Below are 14,061 nucleotides of genomic sequence, written 5' to 3'. Positions count from 1 at the left end.
CTAAGACGCCAGCCACAGCCGCAGGCGCATTCCCCAGCCGCTGGTCCAGCCGGTGGTGATCGACTTCACTTCGCCGTGAGAGATCACCACCAGCGTTGGCGTCACCTTAACGTCCCACTCACGCGCCAGTTCTCCGCTGGCGTCGTTGACCGTGGGCATCATCGCCTTCTTCTTCCTCATCCATGTTTCGAGCGTCGCGTTATCGCCCGAGCGCAGCGCAACCGACATCACGTTACCCCCGTCCGCGGCAAGCGCCGCCACCGACGGCGTGGTGTAGCGGCAAACGCCGCACCATGTCGCCCAGACGTAGACCAGCAGCGGTCGCTCCTTACTCATGGCGATAAGATCGACGGGCTGACCGTCGAGGGTGTGCAGTGCCGTCGCGGAGAAATTCTGCGGCAGCGCGGGCTGGCGGAAATAGTCCACCGCCAGGCTCACGGCTATGCCAATCAGCAGCCACACGCCCAGTTCGCGCAGCAGGCGCGGAAGCTTACTTGCCACGGACGTTTGCCAGCTGTTCTTTGACCAGCCCCTCCAGGTCGTCATACGGAATGGCGCCCGCCACCATCTGGTCGCCGATAATGGTCGCCGGGGTACCCTGAATATTCAGCACCTGCGCCAGGATGAGGTTCATCTTTAAGCTGTCCATGGTTTTATCATCCGTTTTAATGCCGTCCGTTCCGGTCTTGACCTTCGCGGCGGCGATGCTGGCGTCATCGTGATAGCCCTTTTTCATCATCAACCGCTGGTGCAGCGCCCAGAATTTATCCGGCGCCTGCTGCCACGTCGAGAGCGCCGCTTTCGCGGCATTTACCGAGCTTTGTCCCTTAAACGGCAGCAGTTTGACGATGAGCTGCACGTCGGGATTTTCCTGCACGATTTTCTCCAGCATTGGGTCGAACTGCTTGCAATACGGGCAGTTGTAGTCCGTGAAGGAGACGATGGTCAGCTTCGGCGATGCCGCGCCGGTTCGCGGGCTGTTGGTGTCGTTAAACAGCAGTTTTGCCAGCTGGTCGCTGGAAGCGTCATCTGACGGTGCGGCGAAACCGAACGTTGATAACGACAGCAGAAGTAAGGCTATTAAGGCTCTCATGTTATTTTCCTTTTGCATCGGACAGGGTGCTCAGCACCGCTTCGCGGCTTAACAACGCAGGCAGCACGTGGCCCTGCGGTAATCCCGGTCCGTAGATCTGGTTAAACGGCACGGCGGCGCTGCCGCGCGTGGTTAAGAACTGGCTGATGGTATCTGAGGGGCGGCTCCAGTCGCCGCGCAGGGCGACAACGTCCGGGGCGGAGAGCGCATCCTGCACGTCGTCGCGCAGCAGCACGTTGTATTTATTGGCTTTACAGGTCACGCACCAGTCGGCGGTCACGTCGACGAACACCCGTTTGTTCTCCGCCAGCGCGCGGGCAATGGCCTGCTCGCTGAGCGGTTGCCAGTGGATACGATCGCGGCGGGAACCCTCGCCGCCGGAGCCGGATACAAACGCGACTGCTCCGGCCACCACTACAGCTAATACCCCGGCGCGCAGTGCCGTTTGCCAGCGGTAGCGCCAGGCGGTGACCAGCAGCAGCGTAAGGATCAGGAGCACGCCCAGCGTGATGACGGGCAGGCTGCCAATGTGCACCGTCAGCAGGCTCAGCAGCCACAGCGATGAGCCGAGCATCATTATCCCCAGCACTACGCGTACGACGTTCATCCAGCGTCCCGGACGCGGCAACCGCTGGGCCAGCCCCGGCCAGGCCGCCACCAGCAGCCACGGCAGGCTCATGCCGATACCCATCGCCAGGAAGATCCCCCACAGCAGGGGAAGCGGCGCCGCCAGCGCGACCGAGACCGCCGTACCCAGGAACGGCGCGGTGCAGGGTGTCGCCAGCAGCGTGGCAAACGCGCCTTGCCAGAAATGACCCGCAAGCCCGTTACCGCCGCGCGTGGCGAGGAAGGTGCTGGCGCCGGAAGGGAGACGGATTTCAAGCAACCCCAGCAGGCTGGCGCTGAAAAGCACCATCACCATCGCCATCGCACCAATAAACCACGGGTTCTGGAACTGGATCCCCCAGCCGAGTGCCTGATTGCCTAAGCGTAAAACCGTCATCATCAGCGCCAGCGCGAGGAACGAGATCACGATCCCGGCTACCGACGCAAGAAACTGTCGGCGTACCTGACTCCGCGCCTGCCGTTCGGTTTGCATCAGCGTGCCCAGCTTCATGGCCAGCACGGGCAGTACGCAGGGCATGACGTTAAGGATCAGACCGCCCGCCAGCGCCATCAGCAGCACCCAGCCTAACGAGAGCGTCGGCGCGGCGTTCCCCGGCTGAATGCTCAGGCTGGACTCCTGCGCCTGCCCGCTAGCGGCCAGAACCAGCGACAGGGTTTTGCCGCTGAGGTTGGGCGCGGCCTCGCCCCAGCTGTCCGTCACGGGCACGGTGGCGACCAGCGAATCACCGCGCACGGTGAGGGCCGGTTTGCCGAAATCAACATCATCCATACCGTCGATAAACAGGGACGGCGCCTGCCAGCCTGCGTCACGCTGCGCCGTTACGGTCAGCTTGCCGGGGGCATAGGTGGCGTTAAGCGTTGAGGTCAACCCGCCGCTGAGCGGAAGGGTGCCCATGGCCCGACTGAAATCGTAATCAAAACCGGCGCCTGCGGATGCGGTCATGTTCAGTGAAAACGGGTAGTCGGTAAGAATACAGACGTTGCTACAGGTGGAGAGCGTAAGCACGCCGCTCAGGATCTTCGGGACGTCGCCCCGCAGGGTGATGGGAAAGCTGACATCGCCGTGATAGCCCTGCGTGGTGATACCCGCGACGTCGAAACGCTGCGGCACAGGCCAGCGCCATTTCGCCTCGACGGGCTGATGCCATTTAATCGCGGGTGCGACGCCCCCTTCGCCCGGCGAGCGCCAGTAGGTTTTCCAGCCTTTTTGCAGGGCGACGTCCAGAAGCAGGCGGGTTTCGCCAGTGCTTTCGGGTTGCGCACGCAGCCTGACGCTGGCGTGCTGATTATCGGCGGCGCGCAGCCAGCCGCTGTCGGCAGCCTGGCTGAGGGGCAGCCATAGCCAAAGCAGGCAGACCAGCAGTCGCCTGAATACAGTAAACATAAATTATCTCCGTAAATGATGAATTAACCTGAAGTAACAGGCGAAGGCTCATTCACGGAAGACGCATAATCGCAGATGCACCCTTAACCGGGGCGGGGAGATAACGCGGGGAGGCCACTGCCGTTCGCGGCGCGGCGGGCTGGCTGCCAGCAACGCCAGCAGCAGGGTGACGGCAATCAGGGCGCCTTCAAACAAAACAGGCGGGACCGACATCAGCGACTTGGCGCTAAGCTCACACGGGGTTACCGGTGCGTCGGTACTCTCCTGCCCCTGCTGGACAGACTGGCTCGTGGCGGTGACGTTCATGACAAGCGCGTGCATCCCGGCCATCCGCTGGGCGGTGCATATCAGCACCACCAGGCAGGCCAGGGCTACAAGCAGGATAGCGTTGCGTTGTCGCTTGATCATGTTCGCCTCAAATATTCAGGACGCCTATATTATCGGGCGAACATATTTTGGCAACGCAAAAGCTGTAAAGAAGTGTCTGGAAGATAAGCGGTTTGCCCTCTCCGCTTGCAGAGAGGGCGAGCCATTACAGCGTTTCGCCGTTGCTGGCAATGACGGTTTTATACCACTCAAAGCTCTTCTTACGGGAGCGGGACATGTCACCGGTACCGTCGTCGTGCTTGTTGACGTAGATAAAGCCGTAGCGCTTGCTGTACTGGCCGGTGGTGAAGGAGACGCAGTCAATGCAGCCCCACGGGGTATAGCCCATCAGATCCACGCCGTCCCAGGTCACGGCCTTCATCATCTCTTCCACGTGGGCGCGCAGGTAGTCGATGCGGTAGTCATCGTTGATGCTGCCGTCCTCTTCCACTTTGTCGTAGGCGCCGAAACCATTTTCGACGATAAACAGCGGCTTCTGATAACGTTCGTACAGTTCACAAAGCGAATAGCGCAGGCCTACCGGATCAATCTGCCAGCCCCAGTCGGACGCCTTGACGTGCGGGTTCGGCACGCTGCCCTCGAAGCCGGAAATGGCGTCACCGGTGCCGCCTTCCGCTTTGACCGCGTTGGTCATGTAGTAGCTGAAACCTAAGTAGTCGCAGGTGCCCTCACGCAGGATCTGCTCGTCGCCCGCTTCCATCCTGATGGAGAACCCACGGCGCTCCCACTCGTTCAGTACGTAAGACGGGTAGTAGCCGCGCAGCTGCACGTCGGTAAAGACGTAGCGCTCGCGCATGGATTCCTGAGCAAACATGACGTCCTCTGGCTTGCAGGAGTAAGGATAGAGCGCCACCATCGCCAGCATGCAGCCGACTTTCATCTCCGGGTTAATGCGGCGTGCGGCTTTCACCGCCAGCGCGCTGGCCACGAACTGGTGGTGCAGCACCTGGTACATGGTCTCTTCCGGATTGTCGTGCTCGGTATAGACCACGCCAGAGCAGCAGTAGCCGAACAGCGGTGCACGCCAGTTGCGCTGGTTGTTGATTTCGTTGAAGGTCATCCAGTATTTGACCTTATTTTTGTAGCGCTCAAATACCACTTCCGAGAAGCGCACAAAGAAATCGACCACTTTACGGTTGGTCCATCCGCCATATTCCTGAACGAGATGCAGCGGCATTTCAAAGTGGGAGAGGGTGATCACCGGCTCGATGTTGTACTTCAGCAGTTCATCGAACATGTCGTCGTAAAACTTCAGCCCCTCTTCGTTGGGCTGAGTTTCGTCGCCTTTCGGGAAGATGCGCGTCCAGGCGATGGAGGTACGGAAACATTTGAAGCCCATCTCGGCAAACAGCTTAATGTCTTCTTTGTAATGGCCATAGAAGTCGACGGCTTCGTGGTTCGGGTAATATTTGCCTTCAATCACTTCCTGCGTGATTTCACGCGGAACGCCGTGTGCGCCGCCGGTGAGCACGTCGCAGATGCTTGGCCCTTTGCCGCCTTTGTTCCAGCCGCCTTCAACCTGGTGCGCCGCCACCGCGCCGCCCCATAAAAAATCTTTCGGTAAGGTGAGTTTTTTCATCTTTGCTATTCTCAATTCAGGACTTATTGATTTCGAGTCTAGCAAAGCGGAATTAAATGTCACGATATAACAATTTGTGGAAATTGTAATTTGTCACATCAAAAAAACAAGATGTTTTATTCTGTTAATTTCTTCGCCAGTTTTCGGCCTAATGATTCCAGAATATAGATGACGGGAATTTGCGTGGTGATATCGTAAACGCCGCCAATACGCGTTTGCGGGACATGCCAGGAGAGGTTAAAGTCCGCCAGCTTTGCGAGACGAGAATGTTCATGGCTGGTGACGGAGAGCACTTTGCAGTGGTGCAGGCTGAACTGGCTGGCGAAGCGCAGGATCTCCTGGGTTTCGCCGGAGACGGAGAGTACAATGGCCAGCGCATTTTTAGCCATGTCGTTAGTGACCGGGAAATAAGGATCGTCGATATGGTTACTGAATTTGCCGATATTTGAAAAGAAACGTGCGCCATATTTTGCCAGCGATCCGGAGGTGCCCGCACCGACAAAAATAATTCGTTCAGATGATAAAATAATATCGACGGCTTTATCTAATAGCGCGTCAAACTCTTCGTTATTTACGCTTTTAAAGAAGCTGATAATTTCACTGGCACCAAAATTCGCCTGCTGCGGCTCGTTCTGCTCCAGATAGAGTTTAAAGCGCACCCGAAATTCCGAGTAACCATCGCAGTTGAGCTTGCGGCAGAAGCGCAGGATAGTGGTAGTGGAGACCCCAGCAGCATCCGCCAGCTCGCGGATGGTCATGTACATCACTTTATCGCGGTTCTTAATGACATAGTTGTAGACCATCATTTCCAGATTGTTGAGGCTGGCAATGGCGGAATGGCTGAACATACTCACAATGGCTAAACTCGCTGTCGGACACTATTCCTGAAGCATACCATGATGACGAAGGGCGGGAGACGGATTTATCTCCTTGATTACTCAGGTGTTAATGAAATCATTTACACCTGTGCGGTGGATTTATTTTTCATTACACTGATTTATAAGGATAAATCTTGATTATAGATTTATTTTAGCTAACAGGTGTTCACTGGAATCATTCTCAGTTAGCATAGACTGGCGATGAATAATCATCTTTTGTTTTCCCGGAGTTAAGTATGGTGAGCAGACCATTAATCGCACAGGGATATTCGCTGGCTGAGGAAGTAGCCAACAGTATAAGCCATGGCATTGGCCTGGTTTTTGGGATTGTCGGCTTAGTGTTATTGCTGGTACAGGCAGTGGATACCAACGCCAGCGCGATGGCCATTACCAGCTACAGCCTGTATGGCGGGAGTATGATCCTGCTTTTCCTTGCCTCAACGCTGTATCACGCGATTCCGCATCAACGGGCGAAGATATGGCTCAAGAAATTTGACCACTGCGCTATCTATCTTCTTATTGCGGGTACCTATACGCCGTTTTTGCTGGTGGGGCTCAACTCACCGCTGTCGCGTGGCCTGATGATTGTGATCTGGAGCCTGGCGCTGCTGGGGATCCTGTTTAAGCTGACCATTGCGCACCGGTTTAAAGTGTTGTCGCTGGTTACCTATCTGACAATGGGCTGGCTGTCGCTGATTGTGGTGTATCAGTTAGCCATTAAGCTGGCGGTGGGGGGCGTGACGCTTCTGGCGGTGGGCGGTGTGGTCTACTCGCTGGGCGTGATTTTCTACGTCTGCAAGCGTATTCCGTACAACCATGCCATCTGGCACGGCTTTGTGCTGGGCGGCAGCGTGTGTCACTTCCTGGCAATTTATCTGTATGTTGGGCAGGTGTAGTTTTTTTGTAAGGTGCGGTCTGATGCCCTCACCCCGACCCTCTCCCACAGGGAGAGGGTGAATATCAACACCGGGCGATACAGCATCAATCTTCCAGTGAATACGGCAGCGGCTCAATGCTGAGCGTGTTTGCATCATCACGCACGCGGAACACGCTGTCGGGCTCCATATCATTATTCATGACAACCTGCACCAGCAGGCGGCCATCATCGAGCTGGACGGCGGCTAACACGGTGCCGGTACGGCGCCAGTTTTCGCCCATCTTCATCTCAAGATCTTCACCCGCTTCCGGCACACGGCTGGCGTGACCAGCCAGCGTCCACAGGGCGCGTTTGTTCGCGCCGCGGAATTTCGCACGCGCCACCATTTCCTGACCGGTGTAGCAGCCCTTCTTAAAGCTGATACCACCCAGCGCCTGGATGTTTGTCGCCTGCGGGATAAACTGCGCGCTGTTTGCCGCGTCAATGACCGGCAGGCCCGCTTCGATGTTCAGCGCCAGCCACTGCTGGCTGTTGTTGAGCTGTGCTTCACCGCGCAGGGCGTCAGTGACGCGTTCCGCCGTTGCTTCGTCGGTTACCAGCAGGAAGCGCTCCGTCGGGTGCTCGAACCACAGAATGGAGGTCGCTCCCTCGCTGACCAGCTGTTTTTCAGCATCCGGTAGCTCGGCAAACAGGTTTTTCAGCGCTGCACGCGCCTGGAAACCCGCGACCCCCAGCAGAACGTGTTCATCGTCCGGGGCGATGGTGACTTTAGAAAAGACCGCGTATTTTTTTAGCTCTTTAAGCTGGGCGTCACGCAGGCTGCGGCGCTCAATAAAGGCGAATCCGTCCTGACGGCGGAACAGACGCAGGTTGCTCCACATTTTGCCTTTTGGATCGCAATGCGCGGCCAGCAGATGCTGGTGCTCAGTCAACTGCGCCACGTCCGCCGTGACCTGGCCTTGCAGGTATTTTTCACTGTCCGCACCGGTCAGTGTCGCCAGTGCCCAGTCATCAAGAGTAATCAGCGTCAGCGGCAGACGCGCAGAGGCGGCGGGCTGGCGAGGAGAAAATGGTGTAAATGCCATAGTGATGTCCTGAATTGCTTAACGCTTTGATAATACCTAATGGTAAAAGAGACTGTATTCAATGCAAGCGCTTTCAGCAGGCCATTCGTGCCATTACGCGGTTATACGTGGCGCTACGCAAAATAGTGTAATCCGCTGTCTTTATAAGGATTATTCAGGAAGCCTGCTCGAGGTTCGCAATATTCCAGTAAAGAAACGGTCAAAAACACGTTACACTAGCAGGTGTTCCCGGAGAGCAATAATGAATACCGAACGGGATACCGACTGTGCCAAACGTAATGCAGGAAACAGAACATGGATATTAACAACAAGGCCCGTATTCACTGGGCGTGCCGTCGCGGCATGCGTGAACTTGATATCTCCATCATGCCTTTCTTCGAGTATGAGTACGACAGCTTAAGCGATGACGATAAGCGCCTGTTTGTCCGTCTGCTTGAGTCTGACGATCCGGATTTATTCAACTGGCTGATGAATCACGGCAAGCCCGCCGACACCGAGTTGCAACGGATGGTGCAATTAATTCAAACACGGAATCAGGAACGTGGTCCTGTGGCAATCTGATCTTCGCGTCTCGTGGCGCTCACAGTGGATGTCCTTACTGCTCCACGGTCTGGTCGCGGCAATGGTGTTATTGGTGCCGTGGCCGCTAAGCTATACCCCTCTGTGGCTGCTTTTGCTGTCGTTTGTGGTGTTTGATAGCGTGCGCAGCCAGCGTCGAATCAACGCCCGTCAGGGTGAAATTAAGCTGCTGATGGATTCTCGCCTGCGCTGGCAGGGAAAAGAGTGGGAGATGATGGGGACGCCGTGGATGCTTAACACCGGGATGATGCTACGGCTGCGTCGGGTCGAGGACAACCGTCGCCAGCACCTGTGGCTGGCCGCAGACAGTATGGATCCCGCGGAGTGGCGGGATCTGCGCCGGCTAATCGTGCAACAGCCGACGCAGGAATAAATCAGCTAAACTGCTCGGCCATCTCACCCAGAATTTGTTCGCACCAGGTCTGGAGGCGCTCGTCGCTGAGATCGTACTGGTTGGTTTCATCCAGCGCGAGCCCGACAAACAGCTGGCCGTCGGCAATGACGGGTTTTGGGCTGGTGAACTCATAGCCTTCCGTAGGCCAGTAGCCGATAAACGTCGCGCCCTTTGGCGCCAGTTTGTCATGCAGCATGCCGAGCGCGTCGAGGAACCACTCCCCGTAGCCCAACTGGTCGCCCATGCCATACATCGCAATGATTTTGCCTTCAAAATTGACTGAATCGAGCTGATCCCAGATGGCTTCCCAGTCTTCCTGAATCTCACCAAAGTCCCAGGTAGGGATACCCAGAATCAGCACATCGTACTGCTCCATCAAGGCAACCGCGTCATCTTTCAGGTTATGCAACGTCACCAGTTCCGGGCCAATGATGTCACGAATTTTCTCCGCCGCCATTTCGGTGTAGCAGGTGCTGGAACCATAGAACAGACCAATATTCATCGCGTAACTATCTCAATTCTTGCTATGACTTTGCGCGTAGTGTACCAGAAACCGATGGCAATCAGGCATAATGGCCAGATTGCAGAACCAAAGGGGCTGATGTGGAAAAGGATCTCGCACTCATCGAACAGTTTCTCGACGCGCTGTGGCTGGAGAAAAACCTCGCTGAAAATACGCTCAGCGCCTATCGTCGGGATCTCACGCTGCTGGTCGAGTGGCTGGCGCATCGGGGGCTGACGCTTGAAAGCGCGCAAAGCGATGACCTGCAAGGGTTGCTGGCTGAGCGGATGGAAGGGGGGTACAAAGCCACCAGCTCCGCGCGTCTGCTGAGCGCCATGCGCCGCCTGTTCCAGCACCTGTACCGCGAGAAGATCCGCGCGGATGACCCCAGCGCACTGCTGGCATCGCCTAAACTGCCTCAGCGGCTGCCAAAAGATCTCAGCGAAGCACAAGTTGAGAGATTATTACAGTCGCCCGCAGTTGACCTTCCGCTGGAGTTACGCGATAAAGCCATGCTTGAACTATTGTATGCCACGGGCTTGCGCGTTTCCGAGCTGGTGGGCCTGACGATGAGCGATATCAGCCTGCGTCAGGGCGTGGTGCGCGTTATCGGTAAAGGGAACAAAGAAAGGCTGGTGCCGCTGGGTGAAGAGGCGGTCTACTGGCTGGAGACGTATCTGGAACACGGGCGTCCGTGGCTGCTGAACGGCGTCTCCATAGATGTATTGTTCCCGAGCCAGCGCGCGCAGCAGATGACGCGACAAACGTTCTGGCATCGCATTAAACATTACGCCACACTGGCGGGTATTGACAGTGAGAAGCTGTCGCCGCACGTTTTGCGTCACGCCTTCGCGACGCATCTGTTAAACCACGGCGCTGATTTACGCGTGGTGCAGATGTTGCTTGGACACAGCGATCTTTCAACGACGCAAATATACACCCATGTCGCGACGGAACGCCTGCGGCAGCTACACCAACAGCACCACCCTCGCGCGTGAGTGCCGACGAATTGTTACAGGAACATATATGAAAAAGTCTTTAGCGCTGTTCACCCTGCTGGCAGCTTCGGTTTCCGGTTTTGCCCATGCGGATGATGCCGCCATTAAACAGTCTCTGACGAAACTCGGCGTCGCCAGCAGCGAGATCCAGCCAGCGCCGGTGGCTGGCATGAAAACGGTGCTGACCAACAGCGGCGTGCTGTACGTGACCGAAGACGGTAAGCACATCATTCAGGGACCCATGTACGACGTGAGCGGCGCGCAGCCGGTGAACGTCACCAACCAGCTGCTGATGAAAAACCTGAACGCGCTCGAAAAAGAGATGATTGTCTACAAAGCGGCGCAGGAAAAGCACGTTATTACCGTCTTCACCGACATCACCTGCGGCTACTGCCACAAGCTGCATGAAGAGATGAAAGACTACAACGCGCTGGGCATTACCGTGCGTTACCTGGCTTTCCCACGCGCTGGCGTGCAGAGCCAGCCTGAGCAGGATATGAAAGCGATCTGGTGTGCGAAAGACCGCAACAAGGCCTTTGATGACGCGATGAACGGCAAAGGCGTGAAGCCCGCGTCCTGCGATATCGACATCGCTAACCATTACGCGCTGGGCGTACAGTTTGGCGTGAGCGGTACGCCAGCCATTGTGCTGAGTAACGGCTATGTGGTGCCGGGCTACCAGGGGCCAAAAGAGATGAAAGCGTTCCTCGACGAGCACCAGAAACAGATGGGTGGTAAATAATTCGCGTGAAAGCCCCGATAAAACTGCGCCGCCGCGATGCGGGTGAAACCGCGGATTTACCAGACACGCTTCCGCTGCTGCTAAAGCGGCTGTACGCCAGCCGTGGCGTGCGTACGGCAAGCGATCTTGAGCGCAGCGTCAAAGGCATGCTGCCCTGGCAAGCGCTGAGTGGCATCGAACAAGCGAGTGAAATGCTCTGCGACGCGTTCCGGGAAGGCACGCGGATTGTCGTGGTGGGCGATTTCGATGCCGACGGCGCAACCAGTACCGCGCTGAGCGTGCTCAGCCTGCGTGCGCTGGGCTGTGATAACGTGACTTACCTGGTGCCGAACCGGTTTGAAGACGGCTACGGCCTCAGCCCGGAAGTGGTCGATCAGGCCCATGCCCGTGGCGCACAGATGATCATGACCGTGGATAACGGGATCTCTTCTCATGCGGGGGTCGATCATGCCCATGCGCTGGGGATCCCGGTACTGGTCACCGATCACCACCTGCCAGGCGAAACTCTGCCTGCCGCCGAAGCCATCATTAACCCGAACCTGCGCGACTGCGATTTCCCGTCGAAATCGCTGGCCGGAGTAGGGGTGGCGTTTTATCTGATGCTGGCGTTACGCACGTTGCTGCGTGATAAGGGCTGGTTCGAATCGCGCGGGATTGCCGTGCCGAACCTCGCGGAGTATCTCGATCTGGTGGCGCTGGGAACCGTGGCGGACGTGGTGCCGCTCGATACCAATAACCGTATTCTCACCTGGCAGGGCTTAAGCCGCATTCGGGCAGGTAAATGCCGTCCGGGGATTAAGGCGCTGCTGGAAATTGCCAACCGCGATCCGCTGAAGCTCGCGGCAAGCGATTTGGGTTTTGCCCTCGGCCCACGCCTGAACGCGGCGGGGCGGCTGGACGATATGTCGGTTGGCGTCGCGCTGCTCCTGTGTGACAACATCGGCGAAGCGCGCGTGCTGGCCAGTGAGCTGGACGCACTCAACCAGACCCGTAAAGAGATTGAGCAGGGGATGCAGGCCGAAGCACTGACCCTGTGCGAAAAGCTGGAGCGCAGCGGTGACACCCTGCCGGGCGGGCTGGCGATGTATCACCCCGAATGGCACCAGGGCGTGGTGGGCATTCTGGCGTCGCGTATTAAAGAGCGTTTCCACCGCCCGGTGATCGCGTTCGCCCCCGCCGGGGACGGCACGCTGAAAGGCTCCGGTCGTTCCATTCAGGGGCTGCATATGCGCGATGCGCTGGAGCGTCTGGATACGCTGCATCCGAACCTGATGATTAAGTTCGGCGGTCACGCGATGGCGGCAGGCCTGTCGCTGGAAGAGGCGAAGTTCGACGAGTTCCAGCGTCTGTTTGGCGAACTGGTCACCGAGTGGATCGATCCGGCTCTGTTGCAGGGTGAAGTGGTTTCTGACGGTGAGCTTTCACCGGCTGAAATGACCATGGAGGTGGCGCAGATGCTGCGCGATGCCGGCCCGTGGGGGCAGATGTTTCCGGAGCCGCTTTTCGACGGACGTTTTCGTTTGTTGCAACAGCGCATCGTGGGCGAACGCCATCTCAAAGTGATGGTGGAACCGGTCGGCGGCGGACCGCTGCTCGACGGCATCGCCTTTAACGTTGATACCTCCATCTGGCCGGACAACGGCGTGCGCGAGGTTGAGCTGGCCTATAAGCTGGATATTAACGAGTTCCGTGGTAACCGCTCCCTTCAGCTCATCATCGACAATATCTGGCCAATTTAGCGTCAGTAATCTCTATAAAAAAGGGCGTGGATTCGGTACAATCCCGCTCTTATCACCGCATTTTGACAAGCTCATAAAAGAAAACAGACCATGTTTGAAATTAATCCGGTAAAAAACCGCATTCAGGACCTCACGGAGCGCTCTGACGTTCTTAGGGGGTATCTTTGACTACGATGCCAAGAAAGAGCGTCTCGAAGAAGTAAACGCCGAGCTGGAACAGCCGGACGTCTGGAACGAACCTGAGCGCGCGCAGGCGCTGGGTAAAGAGCGTTCTTCCCTCGAAGCCATCGTAGATACGCTGGATCAAATGGCGCAGGGTCTGGAAGATGTTTCTGGGCTGCTGGAGCTGGCTGTCGAAGCCGACGACGAAGAAACCTTTAACGAAGCCGTGGCAGAGCTCGACGTGCTGGAAGAGAAGCTGGCGCAGCTGGAATTCCGTCGCATGTTCTCCGGCGAATACGATAGCGCTGACTGCTATCTCGATATTCAGGCAGGTTCTGGCGGTACCGAAGCACAGGACTGGGCGAGCATGCTGATGCGCATGTACCTGCGCTGGGCGGAAGCGCGCGGTTTCAAAACCGAGATTATCGAAGAATCCGAAGGTGAAGTGGCGGGTATCAAATCCGTCACTATCAAGATTATTGGCGATTACGCCTACGGCTGGCTACGTACTGAAACCGGCGTTCACCGCCTGGTGCGTAAGAGCCCGTTCGATTCCGGCGGCCGTCGTCACACCTCCTTCAGCTCCGCGTTTGTCTACCCGGAAGTGGATGAAGATATCGATATCGACATCAACCCGGCGGACCTGCGTATCGACGTTTACCGCGCATCCGGCGCGGGTGGTCAGCACGTTAACCGTACGGAATCTGCGGTGCGTATTACCCACATTCCAACCGGGCTGGTAACACAGTGCCAGAACGACCGTTCCCAGCATAAGAACAAAGACCAGGCCATGAAGCAGATGAAAGCGAAGCTTTATGAGCTGGAGATGCAGAAGAAAAATGCTGAGAAGCAGGCGATGGAAGACAACAAGTCCGATATCGGCTGGGGCAGCCAGATCCGTTCTTACGTCCTTGATGACTCCCGCATCAAAGACCTGCGCACCGGGGTTGAAACCCGTAACACGCAGGCGGTGCTGGACGGCAGCCTGGACCAATTTATCGAAGCAAGTTTGAAAGCAGGGTTATGAGGAACCAA

15 protein-coding genes are annotated in these 14,061 nt (G+C 57.0%); 7 read left to right on the top strand and 8 right to left on the bottom strand.

Annotated features, from left to right (window positions below; genetic code table 11):
• From SK47_RS17860 to SK47_RS17835, 6 genes are all read right to left on the bottom strand, one after another.
• Positions 1–501: a protein disulfide oxidoreductase gene (locus SK47_RS17860; protein ID WP_003863422.1), complete on the bottom strand. Its 501-nt coding sequence runs from the start codon at positions 499–501 to the stop codon at positions 1–3.
• Positions 491–1,093: a DsbA family protein gene (locus tag SK47_RS17855; protein WP_003863423.1), complete on the bottom strand. Its 603-nt coding sequence runs from the start codon at positions 1,091–1,093 to the stop codon at positions 491–493. The genes SK47_RS17860 and SK47_RS17855 overlap by 11 nt, the downstream gene beginning before the upstream one ends.
• Before the next feature lies 1 nt (position 1,094).
• Positions 1,095–3,104, bottom strand: a complete 2,010-nt coding sequence (locus tag SK47_RS17850; protein ID WP_047654180.1) for a protein-disulfide reductase DsbD family protein — start codon at positions 3,102–3,104, stop codon at positions 1,095–1,097.
• Between the two features lie 48 nt (positions 3,105–3,152).
• A complete protein-coding gene (locus SK47_RS17845; RefSeq protein WP_003863427.1) occupies positions 3,153–3,512 on the bottom strand; it encodes a hypothetical protein in 360 nt (119 codons plus the stop codon).
• A gap of 124 nt (positions 3,513–3,636) precedes the next feature.
• The gene (gene bglA / locus SK47_RS17840; protein WP_003863430.1) at positions 3,637–5,070 is read right to left on the bottom strand and encodes a 6-phospho-beta-glucosidase BglA; all 1,434 of its coding nucleotides are present in this window, start codon (positions 5,068–5,070) and stop codon (positions 3,637–3,639) included.
• Positions 5,071–5,186: 116 nt separating this feature from the next.
• Positions 5,187–5,918, bottom strand: a complete 732-nt coding sequence (locus SK47_RS17835) for a MurR/RpiR family transcriptional regulator (protein ID WP_048244875.1) — start codon at positions 5,916–5,918, stop codon at positions 5,187–5,189.
• Between the two features lie 266 nt (positions 5,919–6,184).
• Between SK47_RS17835 and SK47_RS17825 the strand changes: the two genes are divergently transcribed.
• Complete coding sequence (locus SK47_RS17825; protein WP_003863433.1) at positions 6,185–6,844, top strand: PAQR family membrane homeostasis protein TrhA; 660 nt, start codon at positions 6,185–6,187, stop codon at positions 6,842–6,844.
• 85 nt (positions 6,845–6,929) lie between these two features.
• Here SK47_RS17825 and ygfZ read toward each other — a convergent pair whose 3' ends face one another.
• Positions 6,930–7,910: a tRNA-modifying protein YgfZ gene (ygfZ, locus tag SK47_RS17820; RefSeq protein ID WP_003863435.1), complete on the bottom strand. Its 981-nt coding sequence runs from the start codon at positions 7,908–7,910 to the stop codon at positions 6,930–6,932.
• 294 nt (positions 7,911–8,204) lie between these two features.
• Here ygfZ and sdhE point away from each other — a divergent pair, with 294 nt between their 5' ends.
• Both sdhE and SK47_RS17810 read left to right on the top strand, forming a co-directional pair.
• Complete coding sequence (gene sdhE / locus SK47_RS17815; protein WP_003863437.1) at positions 8,205–8,471, top strand: FAD assembly factor SdhE; 267 nt, start codon at positions 8,205–8,207, stop codon at positions 8,469–8,471.
• A complete protein-coding gene (locus SK47_RS17810) occupies positions 8,452–8,862 on the top strand; it encodes a protein YgfX (protein ID WP_003863439.1) in 411 nt (136 codons plus the stop codon). Before sdhE ends, SK47_RS17810 begins: the two co-directional genes overlap by 20 nt.
• Before the next feature lies 1 nt (position 8,863).
• Here the strand turns inward: SK47_RS17810 and fldB are convergent, their stop codons facing one another.
• Positions 8,864–9,385 (bottom strand): flavodoxin FldB, encoded by a 522-nt coding sequence (gene fldB / locus SK47_RS17805; RefSeq protein WP_003863440.1) that lies wholly within the window; start codon positions 9,383–9,385, stop codon positions 8,864–8,866.
• A gap of 101 nt (positions 9,386–9,486) precedes the next feature.
• Between fldB and xerD the strand changes: the two genes are divergently transcribed.
• The 4 genes from xerD to prfB all read left to right on the top strand — a co-directional run bounded on the left by xerD (position 9,487) and on the right by prfB (position 14,053).
• A complete protein-coding gene (gene xerD, locus SK47_RS17800; RefSeq protein ID WP_003863442.1) occupies positions 9,487–10,383 on the top strand; it encodes a site-specific tyrosine recombinase XerD in 897 nt (298 codons plus the stop codon).
• A 28-nt stretch (positions 10,384–10,411) separates the two neighbouring features.
• Positions 10,412–11,125: a bifunctional protein-disulfide isomerase/oxidoreductase DsbC gene (gene dsbC, locus SK47_RS17795; protein ID WP_003863443.1), complete on the top strand. Its 714-nt coding sequence runs from the start codon at positions 10,412–10,414 to the stop codon at positions 11,123–11,125.
• A 5-nt stretch (positions 11,126–11,130) separates the two neighbouring features.
• Positions 11,131–12,864 (top strand): single-stranded-DNA-specific exonuclease RecJ, encoded by a 1,734-nt coding sequence (recJ, locus tag SK47_RS17790; RefSeq protein WP_047654179.1) that lies wholly within the window; start codon positions 11,131–11,133, stop codon positions 12,862–12,864.
• Between the two features lie 90 nt (positions 12,865–12,954).
• Positions 12,955–14,053, top strand: a protein-coding gene (gene prfB, locus SK47_RS17780; RefSeq protein WP_096147815.1) for a peptide chain release factor 2 whose coding sequence is annotated in 2 segments (ribosomal slippage) — positions 12,955–13,029 and positions 13,031–14,053 — 1,098 coding nt in all. Because the reading frame shifts where the segments join, the coding sequence is not laid out codon by codon here.
• Positions 14,054–14,061 lie beyond the last annotated feature (8 nt).

This window comes from Enterobacter sp. BWH52 (assembly GCF_001037565.1).
Classification (GTDB): Bacteria; Pseudomonadota; Gammaproteobacteria; order Enterobacterales; family Enterobacteriaceae; genus Enterobacter; species Enterobacter hormaechei_C.
The sequence above is the reverse complement of the archived record's forward strand: the minus strand, read 5'-3'. Positions and strand labels throughout refer to the sequence as shown.

Excerpts from the sequence above, each read along its gene's own strand:
- bglA (WP_003863430.1), bottom strand. The coding sequence starts at position 5,070 with ATGAAAAAACTCACCTTACCGAAAGATTTTTTATGGGGCGGCGCGGTG.
- SK47_RS17855 (WP_003863423.1), bottom strand. The coding sequence starts at position 1,093 with ATGAGAGCCTTAATAGCCTTACTTCTGCTGTCGTTATCAACGTTCGGT.
- SK47_RS17825 (WP_003863433.1), top strand. The coding sequence starts at position 6,185 with ATGGTGAGCAGACCATTAATCGCACAGGGATATTCGCTGGCTGAGGAA.
- fldB (WP_003863440.1), bottom strand. The coding sequence starts at position 9,385 with ATGAATATTGGTCTGTTCTATGGTTCCAGCACCTGCTACACCGAAATG.
- sdhE (WP_003863437.1), top strand. The coding sequence starts at position 8,205 with ATGGATATTAACAACAAGGCCCGTATTCACTGGGCGTGCCGTCGCGGC.
- SK47_RS17850 (WP_047654180.1), bottom strand. The coding sequence starts at position 3,104 with ATGTTTACTGTATTCAGGCGACTGCTGGTCTGCCTGCTTTGGCTATGG.
- ygfZ (WP_003863435.1), bottom strand. The coding sequence starts at position 7,910 with ATGGCATTTACACCATTTTCTCCTCGCCAGCCCGCCGCCTCTGCGCGT.
- SK47_RS17835 (WP_048244875.1), bottom strand. The coding sequence starts at position 5,918 with ATGTTCAGCCATTCCGCCATTGCCAGCCTCAACAATCTGGAAATGATG.
- SK47_RS17845 (WP_003863427.1), bottom strand. The coding sequence starts at position 3,512 with ATGATCAAGCGACAACGCAACGCTATCCTGCTTGTAGCCCTGGCCTGC.
- dsbC (WP_003863443.1), top strand. The coding sequence starts at position 10,412 with ATGAAAAAGTCTTTAGCGCTGTTCACCCTGCTGGCAGCTTCGGTTTCC.